Raw genomic sequence first — 18,244 nt, forward strand, 5'->3', positions numbered from 1 at the left:
ATGCCCTGGATTGCTTGCGAATTACACAGCCATACTTTCCACAGCGATGGAAGACAAACACTCATGGAATTGGCGAGTGGCGCCAAGGCGCTTGGATTCGAGTGCATTGCGTTGACCGACCATAATACCATGACGGGTTTACATGATAAAGATGCCGTGGAGCTAGAAACCGGAATTTCGATCATTTCCGGGATGGAATGGACGACCTTTTATGGTCATATGGTGACGATAGGACTGACCAATTTTGTTGACTGGCGTCCGGCAGGCCCAGACGATATCCACAAAGGAATTGCCGATGTTCATAGGAGCGGGGGGATTGTCGGAATGGCACATCCTTATCGCATAGGAAGTCCAATTTGTACGGGCTGCTTCTGGGAATTCAACATCGAGGATTGGCATGATATTGACTATATCGAGGTATGGTCAGGTACGTTTCCTTCGATTAAAACGGACAATGACCGCGCCTACCGATTATGGACCGATAAGCTGAATGAAGGCTATCGGATTGCGGCCACGTCAGGGAGAGATTGGCATGCACAAGAACAAACGGATGAGCCTGTATCGGTTACGTATCTCGACATCGATGACGGGGAAGGAACAGTGACAAACCGAGCAGTGCGTGCACTCGCGGATGGCAAAGCTTCGATAACCATGGGACCGTTAGTAACGCTAGAAATTCGAACAAATACTGCGGCCTACGGCATTGGCGCCGTCATCCCTAAGCAGGATCACAGCCACCGTTATAAGGTCCATGTAAACGTAGATTTTCATGTGCGGAAAGAGATTTGGGATTTTCAGGAACCTCATTATACGCTAAACTTGATAGGGAATACAGGTGTTCTAAGTGAGCAATTCGTTGCTATGGATCAGCCGAATTACGAGATCGAAATTCCTGGCGATGAACTTCTATGGATACGGGCTGAGCTAAAAGGTATCGTTCGTGGAGTTCGCACTTTGATCGCCTTTACGAATGCTATATATGTGGATCGATGAAAGGGAGTGTTGGTAGCATGGGTTATCGATTTCCGCTCATAACTGCTCACTGCGGCAGCATGGACACGATTGATCATACGCTCGATTCCGTGCAAACGGGAATTAGTCTCGGTGCAGACGTGATCGAGGAAGACATTAGAGTGACGAAGGATGGCATCGCGGTTTTGGCTCATGATGATGAATGGGTCACCGTGGATGGCTTGAAATTGTCCATTTCACAAATGACCTTTGAAGAGTTAAAAGAACTTCAGTTCGAGGTCACTCGTGGGGAACAACGTGAAACGATTCGAATCTGCCGATTGGAAGACATACTGCCGCTTATCCAAGCTTCGGGCAAAGTCGTGAATTTGGATCTGAAAGTGGACGAGAGTATCGAACCTGTTGCTGTTTTGGTGAAGCAATATGGGATGTTGGAGCAAGCTTTTCTATCCGGCTGTGGAATGGATCGTGCAATGTTAGCAGAGCGATTATACCCAGAAATGCGCAAACTACTGAATACCGACCACAACCTTTTTAAAACACTTCCATATCGAGATGCTATGGTAAAAACCTGCGAGGATGCACTTGCAGCCTCCTGTTTTGGCGTCAATATCCATTACAGTGTCGTGAGCCAAGAGTTAATGGATTATGCAACATCCTTAGGTCTGCCGGTTTATGTATGGACTGTAAATGAAGAAGACTTAATGATGCAGATTGCCGATTTGGGCGTTGCATCCATAACCACGAGAAATGTAACTGCCTTGGTGCATTTGAAGCAAAAGATGCGGGGTGAGCGTTAGTGATTGAAATTTACGCCCATGAATTCAAGCTTGCTAGTGAGACACTTGCGGCCAAAATGCTGAGTGGCGATGTAAAAGCGGGAAGCGCCTATTTCCAGACGGTCCTTCCTATACTAGACCTGCTTCAGGAGGTTTGCCCTGAGCAATCGGAATTCTCCGCCTGGCGGGCGGAATATTTCCATCTCGATGGAAATTTACGGCGCGCGGGCGAGCAGTACAAGCGAACTCTGGAGCTGGCTCCGCCGCAGCCGCTGGAAGAACGCGAAATTCGCTTTATTCGCAAATTTTGCCCGATGCTGCTTACAACGCCGCTAGAGTTTTTCCCTCTAAAGGATGTAGTGGCAGTTCATCATCCGACACTTCCGCTGATTGGCTACCATTTGTTTTGGGAAGACGATTACGATTTCCCGGATGATTATGAGCCATGCGATCATGAAGAGATTTGGGTGGAGTACGATCCTCATACGGAAGTCGTGACGAATGTACTGACCTTTTTTCACAGTAGTGTTATCGAATCACAGGCAGCTGTTCAGGAGGCGCATGAAAATGACGGGCGTCCTATTATTCGGATCGAGTGGGGGAAACATGGTTCTCTTCTCAAGGGATGGGAAGATTTAGTGGTCCCGATGAAGGAAGTCACGGCCATGGAGTGGCTGCAGGAGACTTTTGAGCAGCTGAAAGTTGGCGGGCGTGTCCCGGATCATCCTTTGAAACGACATTGGCCGAAAGGATTCGAAGGTGACTTTGAAGACTTTACGAACTTCTCGGTTCCGGTCGATCCGCTGCAATTCCTCGATCAAAAGCCTCTGATTTTCAAATCTCTATGGGTAAATGCTATTATATATACAGAGGGGCTGCTGTACAATTTCCATCCGAAAATGGAATGGCCGCAACGCTTTCAACGCATTTAAATCAGATCTCTATGGGGGATACGATGAGAATTCAACTTGAAACAGACCTTTGTACAATGTTTAATATTCGTTATCCGATTTTCCTCGCTGGAATGGCGGGGGGCCCTGGAACCGTGGAATTGGTGGCAGCTGTCTCTAACGCAGGCGGACTTGGGACGCTGGGAGCTGCCTATATGACGCCTAGTGCCATCCGTAAGGCAATTCGTGAAATCCGTCAGCTAACGGATGCGCCATTCGGGGTGAATTTATTTTCAATTCAAATGACGGACAACAATGAAAGAACGAAGGAAGTTCAGCGAGAGCTCAACCAGGTAAGAGACCAACTTCGAATAACGCATGCAGATGAGGAACCCGTTGTAACTCCGGACCATTTTGAAGAACAATTTGCCGTCGTGTTGGAAGAGAAAGTCCCTGTCATTAGTACGGCATTTGGTGTCCTTCCCGAACCCTTAATGCGACAAGCTAAATCGGCCGGCATGCGAATTGTCACCATGGTGACCACGGTTAATGAAGCGATCTTAGCTGAGCAGTCCGGTTGTGATGCCATAGTTGCACAAGGAAGCGAAGCGGGCGGGCATCGGGGAACATTCGACATTTCGAATCACCCTATGGGTGCTAATATTGGCACGTTTGCACTAGTTCCGCAAATTGTTGATTGTGTTCGGATTCCAGTAGTTGCCGCTGGAGGCATAATGGATGGTCGTGGGCTTGTTGCCGCCCTTGCTCTTGGAGCGCAGGGTGTACAGATGGGGACGCGTTTTTTGACTTCTATTGAATCTGGGGCACATGCCGCATATCAGAATGCGTTATTGAATAGCACCGAAGAGAGCACAGTTATTACCAAGGTGTTCTCAGGTCGACCAGCTAGAGGGGTACGCAACCATTTTATTAAACAATGGGATGCGAGCGGCGTAGAGCCACTTCCATTTCCGACGCAAAATACCGCTACACGGGATATTAGGAATGCTGCTGCTAGTCAAAGCAATGCCGACTATTTGTCCTTATGGGCAGGACAAGGTACAAGAATGCTTACGTCCGGACAAAATGCGGGGCAGATTGTTGCGGAAACGATCCAGCAGGCCATGTCCATATTGTCGATTGAAAGTTATGGCGATACGAAATAATGCGGGCTCTCCCAAGAGGTAAAGGGGCATAAAGCAAAAAAATGAGGCGGCAAAGTTATTGCCTTCTCATTTTTTTTGTTTTATGTCGATATTGCAAGGGGAAGCCACCCGATCACTATTTGGCGGAACGTCGATTCGTTATTTTGGGAATTACTTATGAATCCAAACTAATCCAGCAGAATTATCTTTCGCTTCACCGACAACTCGGAATTTCAATCCATAATTCGGCACAAGGCGTCCGGCGTCAGGAATTAATGCGTTCATGTAGCTTTTGGAATCGGAGAATTCCTCTACACCTTGCAAGGATTTATAGTTGTATTCGCCTCTGGTTGGGTTGTTGATGTACCATGAAGGCGTCTTGTCTAGGGAGAAGGCTGCATCTGCGACTTGATAACGAGTCGTTTGCGCGACGGAATCCTGTCCATCTTTTTTGAATATTAAAGCATCGGAATGAGAATCTACGACACCTAGGAAGCCTTGTCCTGGATGGATACCGACCCAGTTGTCGAGATAACTGTCATCTGCATACCAAACGAGAAGTCCGGTATTATATTTGACACCACGGCTGTAGGCAAGAGCTTTGTCTGCACCAGCGTAGTTTCTCCATTCCAGATAATAATAGTGCTTCTTAAGTTCCATACCATTCGAAACTACAAAGCCGTCCAAGTTAAATTTAGGAGCGCCTTCAGCATCGTCTGAGAATACGACTTGACCATTTACGGTTAACTTCGCATTATCCATGGCAAAACCATTCAATGCGAGTCCACCATCTGTGACGTAGTCAAAGTGGAGGGTAACCTTTTTGCCGGCGAAATGGCTTAAATCATAGGACTTATCAACCCAAGCTCCGTTTGTAGTTTCCGCACGCGCGTCGCCGTTTGTATCATTGTCACCAATAATATCGAGGGTCACTTGTTCATTATACGTTGATGCTGTAACCGTTAAGTAATCATACTCAAACTCGACATCGTATAAGGTTTTAAAGTCAAATGTAGCGGTTTGTGCTTGGGTTAAATCAAACTCAGGCGTTGTGAGTGTGGTATGAAGATTATCGCCTTTTGTACTGTAATAATAGTGTGCACCGAATGCTGGTTGAATACCTGGAACCGCTTTATCCGGCAAATTAACTTTAACAATACCTGGGTTTTTCGACTTCGTTACGCTCTGATCAATAATCGCAGCCGTACCTAATTTTGTAATGTCATCTGCATTTATTTCACTTACATTTGCCCAGTTTCCGCCCATGGTCTTCTGGAAAAACTCTTTGTTTTGAGGTGAAAAAGAGCTAGGTGTTGTGCCGGCAATTTTACCGTTCCAACTACCGCCGCTCATGATGGACCAAGAAGCAACGGGCTCGCCTTGTCCGGTATACTGAGTATCGTACTCATCTGGCAGCCCTAAGTCATGACCAAATTCATGAGCAAAAACACCTACGGCACCATCTTCAGGCTGAATGGTATAGTCGTAAGCAGCCATACGGCCACCCCAATAGTCGACCCCGGCAGTTGTGCCCGCAATCGGATACACACCATTTAAAGTCCAGCGGTGAGACCAGATCGCATTATCGCCTAATTGTCCGCCGCCAGCTTCTTGTCCCGTTCCTGCATGAATAATCATCAGATGGTCAATGATCCCATCAGGTTCGTTTTGGTTGCCATCCCCATCTATATCGTATTGGTCAAATTGGTCATAATCAGCCAGATTAATGCCGGATGCAACTGCTGCTTTCAGAGCATCTTTCACAAGATCACGAGGACCCAGAGGATTCAAATTATCATGACCGCCAGCAGGGTTATCATCTCCGTATTGAGCAGCTTGACCAGGAACGGTTAACCAATCGGATACGTATCCATTTACGGTATAGCTGCCACCGGATTGCTCTTCATAATACTGTTTAAAGGTTTGAATTTTGGAACCATCGAATAAGGTGAAATCATTATTTCCAAACATCAGCTTCTGATAATGATCACGATTGAAATCGTTTGCAAACATGTAACCAGGCTCTTGTTTGACATTGTTATGTTTAAAATCCGAGAATTCAGTCAAAAGAACAAGTACTTTATCTTCACGAACAGGACCGTTGTATGTATCTTGTTTTGCCGAGGGTACGGGTATGCCATTTGGATTTCCTTTTTTAAAGTTCTCCTGGCCTTTGTTCAATTGCGATAACAGCTTGGTTTTCTGCTTCGCTATAAAATCCTTTGACTTTTTGTCTATTTCATCATGCTGCGTGTCTTCTTTTGATTTAACACTTTTATTGTTTTTGGTGGATACGTATGATTTGACGGCTTTGGCTATTTGTTCAGGTGTTGCACTTTTGCTTAACAGCCCTCTGTCCATCAATCCTTTGGCCAAACGTTCATCGTCTACAATATTAAAATCTACCGGCGGTGCTTCAAGTGCCTCTTCGTAGTCGGATCCAGCTGCGAATGCAGCAGATGATGTTGTGAAAAGTCCTGCTGTTAAACTCGTTGCTAGTAAAAAACTAGTGATTTTCAAGGTGCTTTTTTTCAAAATGAAACCTCCTACAAAATAGAGTATGAAACTAATCCATATTTAACCAATGGTATATTAAAATTAAATAATAGTTTGACTATTCTAGTAAGTGCTTTTAGTCCTGCGTAGTTTGGCCCATATTTTTCCTATTTCGACTATTTTCTTGATTTTTCGTGTGTTTATTTAAATATCATTAGAGTACAACTGACATGGTAATAGTGTCTGTGTGATGATTTCTAATTTTCGATTTCCATAGATTCCATAATATGCCAGACTTTCCTCCTACATATGCGATACTATCTTCCTATCATGTCTATCATTTATGGATGAAAGTATGAAGGGGGAAGAAACGTTGGAACACGTGAAAATAGGTACTGGAAGTCGCAGATCTTTAATGGGAATCCTACACCGTATTTGGAAGTACAAACTGCACTATATAATTGTCATACCCGCTCTTCTTTTGATTGCCTTATTTAAGATGTTTCCAATAATCACAAACATAGTGATGTCGTTTAAGAATTATGTTGTTTTTCGAGGATTATGGGGGAGTCCATGGGTCGGCTTTGATAATTTCTTTCAATTGTTCGGGAATGCTGGCTTCCAAAACGCATTTACGAATACCCTGATTATCAAATTGGCGTATATAACGATTTGCGGAATGATTGCACTCGTGGTTGCTTTAGCGGTGAGTGGTTTAAGGTCCAGCAAGTTGAGGAATCTTACTACAACAATAGTTCTTATGCCATTATTTATTCCATCGGTTGTTGTGGCCTATGTGATATCCCATATGTTGGCACCTACCCAACTAGAGAAGCTTAATCTTCATTTATTTATACTAGGAGATCCCAAGTTTTTTCTACCGATGCTAGTCATAGTTGAGGCGCTGAAAACTTGCGGTATACCGATTTTGATAGCTTTGGCTGCAATTGAATCTAAGCGTTCAGTCCTGCTTACTCAAAACATAGCTATTGAAAGCTATAAAAGATCACATGTTATCTCAGCAATCCGGTCGATTCTTGCGTTTGCGGTTTTTCAACTATCAACCATTCTTTCCACGGACTTCGAGCTTGTCCCGAATTTATATAATCCGTTAGTTTACGAAGTTGCAGATACCATAGATACATTTTCGTATCGATCCGGACTAATTAGCGGTAAATATAACATAGCAAGTACTATTGGGACGATTCAATTCGTTGTTCAGTTGCTAGGAACGTTTGCTGCTTACTTGTTAGTTAGAAGATTGTTTTCACATGATCTTTTCAACAATTCAAAAGGTACTGAGGCTATTCAATTGCATAGTAAACATAGACATACAATAGGTATTATTGTTTCAACTTTATATGCTGTTGGGATCATGGGGCTGATTTATTATATATGTATTCAACCTTTCACTGTCCGCAGTACTTCCGGTTTAAATCTGTGGCAAGTATTACCTGTTACTCGATATGTAGGTTATTTTGTGATTAACTTTGCTGCGGTAATTGTGAATCTATTCATCACTGCAACGTTAGCTTACCCGTTAACAGTTAAAGATTTGCCCGGAAGAAACATCTACAAACTAGTATTACTTTTTGTCTTAGCAGCCGGCTCAGGAACGATCTCAGAATACTTGATTATCAAAAGCTTTGGAATGATTAATACGGTATACCCACAGATGGTTCTTGGATTTTTTGCAATTTTGAATGTGTTTGTAGTAAAGAGTATCTTTAACAGTAAATATGCAAGTCTTAAAGAACAAAACGCTGAACAGGGGCGTGGGGAGCTATATACCTTTTTCACTTTATTTATTCCAAAGATTTGGAAAATCCTAATCGCACTTGGTGTTTTACAGTTTGTAACTTTGTGTAATTCGTACTTCGTTTCGTCCTTGTATATGTCGAATTCGAATACTTTTTCACCGATTATGGTCTTTAGAACAATGACAAATGGTGTAAATAAAATGGGAGTCGAGCCTGGAGATCCGATTATTATGCAGATAGCGGCTATAATAACTTTACCTTCACTTGTGCTGCTGCTTGTGTTTCGTAAATGGTTAACTTCTGAAGTTCTGATTAGTCAAGTCAGGAAGATGTAGCTGGAAGTTGACTTATAAAAGCTCTTCCATCCTTTAGTCTAATCTCTGATAACACAGCAGGTGGAATACAAAGTAATCAATTTATTATAAATAGCTGAAGTAAAGCGGGCCATGATATCTGCGGGACAAAAGATTGCCATTGTTGCCGATCATAGCAAATTCGAGCGGCAGGGATTGGACTCTTTTTACAGCCTTCAAGATGTTGATATTTTGGTTACTAGTGACATAGTAGAACCTAGTATTCTTAATGAAATCCGTCAGTGCGGTGTGCAGGTGATTGTTTGACCTGCAAAGTAATTGATCCTCAATGAAGATGAATGAGAGTTAAAGTAATAGTAAAGAATAGCGAGTGGTCCAAAGAAGCCTTAATGGCATCTAGGACCCCCGCTTTATTTATTGAAGGCAACCTTGTGGATGGGGGAATTCAGTTGGGGGTTCCGGTTTTCTAACGGAATAATATATCATTTGTTTCTTATTTGACTTGGCCAATCGATAGGCTTACCTTTTAGTTGCCATACTTCAAGAGTTCGTCGAGGAAAACATTCAGTTCTATTGGCGTGCCGACGCGTACCCGCATCCAGTAGCACCCTTCGCCACTTACGCGATGCGTTTCAGCGACCTTATCATTTTGTTGAACAAACGTTTGAAATAAATGATAGGCGGTGTTCGATTTCATAAAAACGATAACAAAGGCATGCACGACTTGCCCTATTTTGTCCGGATTCCAGCGTAGCGTATACCCTTCAATGACACCAAGATCCTGCGCACGCGAGCGCCAACCGCTTGCCCAGTCAAGTGAACAAGCTAACTAATTGCCTTGTGGGACTGGGGAGCGTCCATTAGCAAGTAATTCAATATCCGAAGATCTACTTCATCGATCGTATGGTTGCTTAACATTAGGAAACTCCTTTCAATGTGAAAATGAAAGCCGATTTTTAGTTTCACCATGTCGTATTCACTAATTCTGGCTTATCCTATAATTGTATCAGAACCATAAACTTAAAGATAAGAGGTATACGACAATGAAACTTCAATTGATTCGCCACTAAACGCTATGGCTGCAATATGCAGGCGTGTATTTCTTAATTGATCCGATGTTCTCTGACGCAAAGGTGAACCTCCCGATCCCCAATTCAACAGACGATAGACGGAATCCGCTTGTTCCGTTGCCTTTTGGAATTCATGATGGATTTCACCCGGACGCAGTACTCGTGACGCATATGCACCGGGATCACTGGGACGACGCGGCTGCAGCTTCGCTGTCAAAATCAACACCGATCCTATGCCAACCGGACGATAATGCAACGATCGCTTCCTTTGGTTTTACTTCGGTGACTACGATCAATGAGGTTTTAACGTTCAAAGGCGTGACGATCGTTCGAACAAGCGGGCAGCACGGTACAGGTGATATCGGGAAGAAAATGGGGCATGTATCAGGCTTTGTCCTCAAAGCGGACAGCCAGCCGACTCTGTACATCGAAGGCATTGCTGATGAGCAAAGTCTGAAGGAAGCTTTGAAGCAAGCGATTGAATTAGCTCCTAAGCGTGAACAATAATTCCCGCAAAACCTCCTTTCCGGTGACCGGATTGGAGGTTTTTTTGTGCTTATGGCTTCAATTAAAAAGCAATACAGCAAGCCAATTCCCCGACACGTTTACTTCCATCCGATAAAGAGGAAAATTGATGCACTTTTTGCATGTAGTTGTGTTTGAATGCACTATTTGACGCAATACCATCCGAGGTTAGCTCAAACACACCCTCCTACAGCAAAACCATCCAATGTAAACTCGTCCGCACACTCTTGCTGAAAACAAACCGAAGTTAGCTTGGTTTCTTTGTTCCAGTTACTTTGAGTAGCCCCTGCTCCGACTGGTATCTTGCACTACCCATATTTGACTAGTTGCGGTGCGCCTTCTCCGAATGCCGTAGCAAAGGCTGGTTGGATTGGACTTACTACGCGTCATAGTCGAGGCGATATGTTCAAGGCCATATTGGAAGGAAACGCGTACCAGATGGAATGGCTGGGGCAGGAAGCTGAAAAAGTGGGGAGAGAGCCTATCAACAAACTGATTGTTGTAGGTGGGGGTGCCAAGAATAAACATTGGCTGCAAATAAAAGCAGACGTCTCCGGCATCGAGCTGCAGCATCCGAATTTATCGGAAGAAACACTGCTAGGCGCTGCTTTAATGGCGGGTGTCGGTTCTGGAGTGTACGCTTCTTTTGAGCATGCTCTACCACCCATAGAGGCGCAAGTTTATATGCCTGATCCTCTGAGACATGCGCAATATCGGTCCATTTTCGAGAATGGGTTCGCGCGCTTTCGTCCGCTGCTCCTAGACTATGACATGTGGCTAAGTCAGCAGTAAAAAAGCTAACCTTAGCAGGCTAGCTTTTTTTTGTGCAACAATGATATTCTGGAACAAAATAGAATTTAAAGGTAGTATAAGGAATTGGGAAATCGGAGGTTAATCTTTGAGAAAAAGTTTTAGAATAAGCAGCTTTGTTATCGTACTCATTTTGAGTTATATCGTTGTCGCGCCCTATCAATATAGCATGACCGCCTTGCAGTTTTATGTGCTAACCTTAGCATGTATACTGCTTTCAGGCCTGAATATCTTCCTATTTTCCAGAAAAATTACACTTGAAAAAGGTGTAGGTATTGTTTTTCTTCTATCCATCATCATCTTCTCACTGGTAGAAATTCACCACCAAATCCCCAATATAAGAATCAAGCAAATGATTGAACCCTATGTGCATAACGCTCCAATAAAAATGATAGGATATGATACATCTCAATCGGCCTCTCTACCAGGTGATCCTAGCAAAAATGAACTAAGCGAAGCTCAAGGATCTAGAACTATATTTCTAGAAAAAGCGATAACTCCTGGGAAAAATGTGGCTAGGTATACGTTTGTGTTTAAACGTCCTCTTTTTATTAATCGTGTTGATGTATCCCGAAAGATTTGTATCGATGGCTTTATTCTGTGCAATTATTATTATGTAGGCAGTGTGATTATCGACCCAGATAAGGATGAGTTGATTGCATTTTCAGTAATGAATAAAGGGGTAGGGAAGTGAGCTGTCATTGAAATCGGAATCCAACATCATATGTGCTCCGTATTTGAGGCTGCTGAACGACTCTAAAAATCAAATCGGTGCTTCGATTCAGGCATTAAGCTTATTTTTATACTGATGACTTAACAAATATTTTTTTTTATCTACCATCATGAAGCCGCTATCTGGAACTATTGGATCGCGTCGTAGCTTTACCGATAACTGATTGAGCATTTGAATTAGACTCATTTGCATAGATTCGTCTATCCTAAACTTGACTCCAAACTGATGAATGCCGGGAATGAGTTCTATTTCCCATACGACCTCCCCGGAAAATTCCCATATGTTCCCTAGCAACTCTGTCCGTATTTTATATATCACATTCGGACGCTGTGGAAATTCGATGAAGGAAAGGAATCTTAAACCGCCGGGACCCATATCATCTATAAGAATTTCTGTAGATCCGATACTGACTTTTTTTCCATTAATCTCTTCCAAAGTCATTTCAGCGCGAAGAGGATATGGAAATTCAATTCGAAAAAATTTTCTGCGGTTTTGTATATTTTCTTTAACGGTTACGGACTCATCTGTAAGTATGCAGTATTCCTTGGCAAGAAGCTTCTCACAATCTTCCGGTGCTACGGGAGGTGAAAATAAAAATCCTTGAATTTCGTGGCATTTTAACTTTCTAAGCAGAGAGAGTTGATCTTTCGTTTCAACCCCTTCGGCAATAATAGCTATATTAAGATCGTGAGCCATGCCGATCATAACTTTGACAATGGCTTTATCCTCGTTATTTTCACATATATTCTGAATAAATGATTTATCCAGTTTCAGCACATCCGCTTTTAATTGCCTAATATAGTTTAAAGAAGAATACCCAGTACCGAAATCATCAATACACAGGGTTATACCCATGGACCTAATGGCAGATAGACTGTCCATCTCTCCCAACTGTAAAAGTGTATTCTCTGTAATCTCAATTTCAAGCCATTTTGGATCGATCTCTGTCTCTGTTAAAATTTGTTCAAGTATGGCAAGCATATCTTTACGAATAAATTGTTTGGCGGAGAAATTCACAGAAACGCGGACGGGTGAAAATCCGGCTTGCTGCCAAGCCTTGTTTTGGAGACAAGCCTGTTTTAAGACCCAGTCGCCGAGGTAGACGATTAAATCGGTTTCTTCTGCAATAGGTATAAATTTAGCAGGTAAAACCAAGCCCCACTCCGGGTGGTTCCATCTTAGAAGAGCTTCAATACCTACGATTTTATAGGATTGAGCATCGATTTTTGGTTGATAAAATAAGGTGAGTTCATCCCGTTCAATTGCTTTGTATAAGTCTCTCTCCATGGTATAATTTTGATAACTTTCAATGTCTAGCTCAGAATTGTACATTTCAATATTATTTAGACCATGTTGTTTAGCCCGGTGCAGGGCAATCGCAGATTGCTTTATCATGGTAAGGTGATCGTTGCAATCATGTGGAAACAAGCTGATACCTATATTGGAAAACATGTGAAATTCAAAGTTTTTCACATGAAACAAACGACTTGCTTTTTGTATAAGCTGATCGGCAAAAGCTAACACCTCATCGGTACGTTCCACGTCTTTGATCAAAATGGCGAAGTCATCTTCACGTATTCTGGCAATACAACTTCTATCAGGTATGCACTCCGTTAATCTTTCGGCCAGCAATCTAATGGATTGATCGGCTATATGATCACCCAATGTATCGTTGATTTTTTTGTATCTACTCACATGCAGCGTACATAGAGCCATTTTTCGCCCTATTAATTTGGACTTTTGAATCTCTATTTCCAGGATGTCTTCAAATTGTTTTCGATTAGGAAGACCGGTTAATGGATCCTCAAACGCAAGTGATCGAATTTTCTCCTCAAGTTCTTTTCTTTCTGTAATATCAAGGACAATTCCCGTTAAGGTTATTAATGCCCCGGTTCGATCTAGTTGTGGGATGGTTCGGGTATGGATCCAACGGATGTTCCCGTCAGGATGGATAATCCGATATTCATTTTTCATTGAAAGGCCTAATCTCAGTTGTTGCTGCATTTGCTCTATTATAGGAAGATCTTTCTCGTGTATCACCATTTTCCAAAGCATTGGGTTATCATGAAATTCCTGCAAGGTTCTCTTATAGATTATTTCTGTTCCTGGAGATAAATGAAGTATTTTGTTGTCTTGAACGTTGACAGACCAAATGGAAACATCCAATGTATCAAATATGTTGCTTATTTGATCTTGGGCTTGAAGCAGGGCGTCCTTGGTTTGTTCGCTTTCGGTTATATCTCTGGTTATGACATGAATAGCTTTGATTTGATCTCCCTGGATAAGAGGAAGAAGGACGAACTGAAGTCTTAAGGGAACTCCATTTTTACCCAAGATACCCGTATCAAAAGAACCGATAGTCCCATTTTCCACCTTGTTGATCTGTTCCTTTACTTCAGATGCATCATAGTCCTGCAGCAATGATATAAACGTTTTTTGTAAAAGTTCTTCATTATCATAATCAGTTAAATGTTTCATAGCGGAATTCACTTCAATTATTAGGCCTGCCTGGTTTAGGGTTAACAACGGGAAAGGAAATTGGTTTAACAATTCATGGGGTAAATGCCAATTCATATGGAGTCCTCCTTGAACATATTAGGTTTAGGCTCTCTTAAAAGATATTGTGCTGTATGTATAAGATAAAAAAAAGGGGCGAATAGAAACTTCGCCAACCTTCCTTATAATTGATTAGTTCACATTGAGTTGTTTATTGCTGCGACAGGTCGTTATTTAGAGATTACGATCATCTGGCTTTCGCTTTTCCAATCTACCTTGGCGCCCAGTGACTCACTTATAAACCGCAATGGGAGCACAGTATTACCGTTTACTGTTGCAGCCGGAGCTTCAATACTAACCTCTTTACCGTTCACTTTAGCCACATTACTTCCAATCGTTAACTGAATGATCGTATCTTCACGTTGAATGAAAACTTCTTGTTTCTCACCATTCCAATCGATTTTAGCATCAAGAGCTTCCGAAATTGCACGAACTGGAACTAGTGTGCTTCCATTTTCAATAAACGGCTTAACTTCAAACTTGGGTATAACCCCGTTTACATAGGTTTTAAGTTCGGTGTTGCCGCTTTTGGAGAACGCTGTGTTTAACGCTTCAAATACTTTTTCATTTTTCGGGTTCAGTGCAGACGCGGCTGATAAATAAGCAATTGCTTCATTTGATTTGCCTGCTTGAGTTAATTCTTCACCGAGTTTAAGCATGGCAACCGAACCACTTGGATTGATTTCAATCGCTTTTTGGAGATAAATTTGTTTATCTTTTGGTTTATCTTGAACTCCCGCCAATTCAGCTTTAAGGAGGAGGGAAAGATAACTACCCGGCGCCTTGGCATCCAATTGGTTGGCTATATTCTCTGCATTTGTCAGATCGCCGTTTGCTATATACTTCAAGGCTAATTCCACATACAAGTTATTATTTTTCGGATTAGACTTTAGTGCTTGAATCTGATCAGGTATATTTGATTTAGAATCGACGTTTTGTTTTAAATCGAAAAGATCATTTTCAGCTTTTTGTTGCACTACATACTTTTCATATGTGGTTTTATCTAATTTTGAGCGGTAGTTTCCAACACTTGATGATATTTTCATTACATCTTCGAAAGAAAGATTATCTTTGTTTAATTGGGTGACATAACTCTCGCTTTCATCTCCCAAACGCAATTCAGTAGAATTAAACAGATTTGTTGGAGACGAAGTTTCGGTATTTCCTAATTTGGAATCAAAGGAGCTTGGGTTGGTAGCTTGTTCTTTTGTTGTTGATGGAAACTTATTTTTTTCTGAATGATCAATAGAAGAAGCAGTGCCTGACGAATCTGTTGACCCTTTGTAAGAAGGGGAAGCTTCGGCACTTCCAGAGTTGGAACTTGATGAAGAGGCAGCTCCGCTGGACGATGGTGTCGTGGCTTCGGCACTTCCAGAGTTGAAACTTGATGAAGTAGCACTTGAAGCAGCAGTTCCGCTAGACGATGACGGATCACTTGATATGCTCGCCTGAGCAAAACAAGGAGTAGCGGAACTAAGGGTTACTAGTGAAGCAAGTGACAATACCAAAAATTTTTTTTTCATTTTATTCAACCTCCGTTTATTATGTAATATTTGGTTCATGTATTTAAATACGAAGGTTTATTTACGGAAGTGGGGGTCGATGCACTTACATCTTAAAAATTAAGAAAAAACCTTATTCCCATTGAACAGGAATAAGGTTAGAAAGCAGTTTTGAATTGCTTGATTTAAATTATCTACTTCTGCTTGGGCCTGAGGTGCCTGAAGAGCTGGAAGAGCTCGAAGGGCCGGGCGAGCTGTGCGGACTCGAATCGCTGGGCGAACCGGAAGGGCTCGAAGTGCTGGGCGGACTGTACGGGCTAGAAGCGCCGGGCGATCCGGACGGGCTCGGAGCGTCGGGCGAGCTGGAAGGGCTCGGAGCGTCGGGCGAGCTGGAAGGGCTCGGAGCGCCGGGCGAGCTGGAAGGGCTCGGAGCGCCGGGCGAGCTGTACGGGCTGGAAGCGCCAGACGATCCGTACGGGCTGGAAGCGCCAGACGATCCGTACGGGCTGGAAGCGCTGGGTGATCCGGACGAGCTCGGAGCGCCGGGCGAGCTGTAAGGGCTCGGAGCGTCGGGCGAGCTGGACGGAATCGAAGCGCCGGGCGAGTTGTACGGGCTCGGAGCGCCGGTGGTTTCGGGAGGGCTCGTAGAGCTCTGCAACCCGGATCCAACTGATGACCTGGTTGGACTAGTTGAACTAGAATGACCTGATGTATCTGGCTGTTCTGGGATGGTTGGTGCGTTTAGTCCGGATTTATCACTAGTGCTTGTCTTGCCAGACTCAACGTTATTAGCTGATGGCACCTGTTTGGTTGCCCCCTCTGAATCGAGTGAAGGTACAGTTGCATTTATTGTATTGTTACTAGGCTCTATTCCTTTATCTACTTGTTCATTTAATCGTTTTTCTGCGTTTATCGCGTTTTTTTGCGGATTGATAGATTCTTGGATCGGCAAAAATAATTTTTCCTTATTTATCCCCGTTTCTTGTAAAACTTCTGATAAAGATTCAGAAGCAATTTTCTCCAGATTGATCTGGACACCTAAATGTTCAAATTGTTGAAGCAGTATCCATTTGTTGAGAGAGACATTTTTTTCTTTGGATAAATCATACGCAGGCTTGTCAACCTGTTCTAATTTCAGAAAAGCATCTACATGTGTTGAATGAAGGCTTTTTGTTACAACAGAATTAATAGCACTTGTACTAATCGTTTTCCCTTTAAGATTTGCAATGGAAATCATAATAAAATTTTCCTTGTTTTTGTTAATATACCCTAAATCCGTTGATGTTGAGATTACTCGTTCAATTGCTTCACTTACTTTTAATTGTCCTAGAGGGAAATTAGTGAGAACTTTTTCTGCGTCTGAATTCAGGGGCTTTACTTTAATAACCCTTTCTTTTGCATCCACATACAATTCCAAACTAGGATTTATATCAATAGCGATAATATCATAATATTGGGGCTGGGTTTGATACCAAACTGCCAAACCTAACAAAAGGATGAAACTTGCGGCAATACTGGAGAGCCAACGGAATTTATAAGTTTTCTTTCGGCGAAGAGGAACAGTAATTCGTTCACCCACTGCTGGAAGCTTACTTGGAAGGGGGAGATTTCGGAATTTACCGTCATCACACATAACCACCATAACTTGTTCCGTAATCTTGATGACAAGTCCGTTTGTTTTCTTCATTTAATTCCCCTCCTTTTTAAATCCGGAAACGCGATGGACGACTTCAAGTGGGGGAGGTCATCAGAAATCAGAATAATAATAAGAGAGATTAAATATTTTCTTCCTCTTTCTATAGTTTTACGGCTAACATGAATAAAATCAAGTATTTGTTTAAGAGGTAACTGTTTTGTTCCTAAAAGTACATCAACTAAATGAGGGTGTTTTACAAAACCATAGGCAACCTCGATCAGATTATTTCGGGCATCTGCACGATCCGGAGAAGCCTCTTCCAACTCTTCGAAGAATATTCCGAATTCCTCTAGTCTTGAGCTATAAAGCTGTATTTCTTCTAGTCGTTCTTGAATCATTTTTTGTTCATTATAGTGATCCCAGGATTGTTTAATCTCAAAAGGGTTTGACTCATATTCACCCTTCGTATCTATTGGCCTGGCATCTAGACTTACCCCGCTCTGCTGTCGACTCTCCTTTCGAAAATAATCAGTAAGCCGTGATTGAATAACGAGCTTTGCATAATTGAAAAAGTTATCATTTTGTGATTGTTGGTACCGATCAATGGCCTCATTGAAAGCAATGAGACTGATACTCATCTCGTCGTCGTTCCAAGTAATCATTCGTTTGCAAATTTTTGAGGTGACTCTTTCCAAAAATAGCTTATTGCCTTGAATGATTTCTTGCCGACTTTGTTCATTCCCCTCCTGTGCCTCTTTTATCAATCCACTTAGGATGAATTCTTCCAATATTATCCACCACTTCCGCTGCCGTTATCTATGTAATACGTAACCATTTTTTTATAACTGTACGTCGCCACTAGCTTGTAAAAAATAAAAAAACCCCGTAATAGGGGTTCAATAAAATAAACTCCATATTTCGGTAGCTGGCTGGCATGACGTTAGACGTTGTAGCCCCTGTAGTTTTGCGACCCCATTTTTCAATGAGTGTGCCTTTGTCGATATGAATATGTAATTAGAAAATAGATAAATTTTTATTAATTATATACGGTTAATA

General features: G+C 42.4%; 14 protein-coding genes, 1 pseudogene and 1 riboswitch. Of the genes and pseudogenes, 9 read left to right on the forward strand and 6 right to left on the reverse strand.

The window, feature by feature from the left end; translation table 11 throughout:
- From G519_RS0138855 to G519_RS0138870, 4 genes are read left to right on the forward strand one after another with little or no spacing between them, the layout of a single operon-like run.
- Positions 1-993: a CehA/McbA family metallohydrolase gene (locus G519_RS0138855; RefSeq protein WP_029199111.1), complete on the forward strand. Its 993-nt coding sequence runs from the start codon at positions 1-3 to the stop codon at positions 991-993.
- A gap of 17 nt (positions 994-1,010) precedes the next feature.
- Entirely contained in the window at positions 1,011-1,772 is a 762-nt protein-coding gene (locus tag G519_RS0138860) for a glycerophosphodiester phosphodiesterase (protein ID WP_036635619.1), read from the forward strand.
- Positions 1,772-2,683: a hypothetical protein gene (locus G519_RS0138865; protein WP_029199113.1), complete on the forward strand. Its 912-nt coding sequence runs from the start codon at positions 1,772-1,774 to the stop codon at positions 2,681-2,683. Before G519_RS0138860 ends, G519_RS0138865 begins: the two co-directional genes overlap by 1 nt.
- Before the next feature lie 23 nt (positions 2,684-2,706).
- On the forward strand, positions 2,707-3,807 hold the full coding sequence (locus G519_RS0138870) for an NAD(P)H-dependent flavin oxidoreductase (RefSeq protein WP_029199114.1): 1,101 nt from the start codon (positions 2,707-2,709) through the stop codon (positions 3,805-3,807).
- 150 nt (positions 3,808-3,957) lie between these two features.
- Here G519_RS0138870 and G519_RS0138875 read toward each other — a convergent pair whose 3' ends face one another.
- Positions 3,958-6,321, reverse strand: coding sequence for an immune inhibitor A domain-containing protein (locus G519_RS0138875; protein ID WP_029199115.1), 2,364 nt, complete (start codon positions 6,319-6,321; stop codon positions 3,958-3,960).
- 334 nt (positions 6,322-6,655) lie between these two features.
- Here G519_RS0138875 and G519_RS0138880 point away from each other — a divergent pair, with 334 nt between their 5' ends.
- Both G519_RS0138880 and G519_RS53870 read left to right on the forward strand, forming a co-directional pair.
- Entirely contained in the window at positions 6,656-8,377 is a 1,722-nt protein-coding gene (locus G519_RS0138880; protein WP_029199116.1) for a hypothetical protein, read from the forward strand.
- A 90-nt stretch (positions 8,378-8,467) separates the two neighbouring features.
- Entirely contained in the window at positions 8,468-8,662 is a 195-nt protein-coding gene (locus G519_RS53870; protein WP_369073737.1) for a DeoR/GlpR family DNA-binding transcription regulator, read from the forward strand.
- A gap of 220 nt (positions 8,663-8,882) precedes the next feature.
- On the opposite strand, the pseudogene G519_RS46795 reads toward G519_RS53870, so the two are convergent.
- Positions 8,883-9,274: pseudogene (locus G519_RS46795) on the reverse strand (Lrp/AsnC family transcriptional regulator).
- Between the two features lie 161 nt (positions 9,275-9,435).
- Here G519_RS46795 and G519_RS51860 point away from each other — a divergent pair.
- The 3 genes from G519_RS51860 (at position 9,436) to G519_RS0138905 (ending at position 11,455) form a co-directional block, all read left to right on the forward strand.
- Positions 9,436-9,933: an MBL fold metallo-hydrolase gene (locus G519_RS51860; RefSeq protein ID WP_307720106.1), complete on the forward strand. Its 498-nt coding sequence runs from the start codon at positions 9,436-9,438 to the stop codon at positions 9,931-9,933.
- A gap of 318 nt (positions 9,934-10,251) precedes the next feature.
- Complete coding sequence (locus G519_RS0138900) at positions 10,252-10,743, forward strand: FGGY-family carbohydrate kinase (protein WP_084160556.1); 492 nt, start codon at positions 10,252-10,254, stop codon at positions 10,741-10,743.
- A gap of 106 nt (positions 10,744-10,849) precedes the next feature.
- Positions 10,850-11,455, forward strand: coding sequence for a hypothetical protein (locus tag G519_RS0138905; RefSeq protein ID WP_029199118.1), 606 nt, complete (start codon positions 10,850-10,852; stop codon positions 11,453-11,455).
- An 87-nt stretch (positions 11,456-11,542) separates the two neighbouring features.
- Here the strand turns inward: G519_RS0138905 and G519_RS48290 are convergent, their stop codons facing one another.
- The 4 genes from G519_RS48290 to sigI form a co-directional block, all read right to left on the reverse strand.
- Positions 11,543-14,068: an EAL domain-containing protein gene (locus tag G519_RS48290; RefSeq protein WP_051254120.1), complete on the reverse strand. Its 2,526-nt coding sequence runs from the start codon at positions 14,066-14,068 to the stop codon at positions 11,543-11,545.
- A gap of 152 nt (positions 14,069-14,220) precedes the next feature.
- Positions 14,221-15,573, reverse strand: a complete 1,353-nt coding sequence (locus G519_RS48295; protein ID WP_051254122.1) for a copper amine oxidase N-terminal domain-containing protein — start codon at positions 15,571-15,573, stop codon at positions 14,221-14,223.
- Positions 15,574-15,742: 169 nt separating this feature from the next.
- Positions 15,743-17,239 (reverse strand): anti-sigma factor domain-containing protein, encoded by a 1,497-nt coding sequence (locus G519_RS49735; protein ID WP_084160558.1) that lies wholly within the window; start codon positions 17,237-17,239, stop codon positions 15,743-15,745.
- A complete protein-coding gene (gene sigI / locus G519_RS0138925) occupies positions 17,236-17,976 on the reverse strand; it encodes an RNA polymerase sigma-I factor (RefSeq protein WP_051254124.1) in 741 nt (246 codons plus the stop codon). Before sigI ends, G519_RS49735 begins: the two co-directional genes overlap by 4 nt.
- A 129-nt stretch (positions 17,977-18,105) precedes the next feature.
- Positions 18,106-18,191: riboswitch (cyclic di-GMP riboswitch) on the reverse strand.
- Between the last annotated feature and the right edge of the window lie 53 nt (positions 18,192-18,244).

This window comes from Paenibacillus alginolyticus DSM 5050 = NBRC 15375 (assembly GCF_000422905.1).
Classification (GTDB): Bacteria; Bacillota; Bacilli; order Paenibacillales; family NBRC-103111; genus Paenibacillus_E; species Paenibacillus_E alginolyticus.

Coding starts and splice junctions, on each gene's coding strand:
- G519_RS0138860 (WP_036635619.1), top strand. CDS start 1,011: ATGGGTTATCGATTTCCGCTCATAACTGCTCACTGCGGCAGCATGGAC.
- G519_RS48295 (WP_051254122.1), bottom strand. CDS start 15,573: ATGAAAAAAAAATTTTTGGTATTGTCACTTGCTTCACTAGTAACCCTT.
- G519_RS0138855 (WP_029199111.1), top strand. CDS start 1: ATGCCCTGGATTGCTTGCGAATTACACAGCCATACTTTCCACAGCGAT.
- G519_RS48290 (WP_051254120.1), bottom strand. CDS start 14,068: ATGAATTGGCATTTACCCCATGAATTGTTAAACCAATTTCCTTTCCCG.
- G519_RS49735 (WP_084160558.1), bottom strand. CDS start 17,239: ATGAAGAAAACAAACGGACTTGTCATCAAGATTACGGAACAAGTTATG.
- G519_RS0138870 (WP_029199114.1), top strand. CDS start 2,707: ATGAGAATTCAACTTGAAACAGACCTTTGTACAATGTTTAATATTCGT.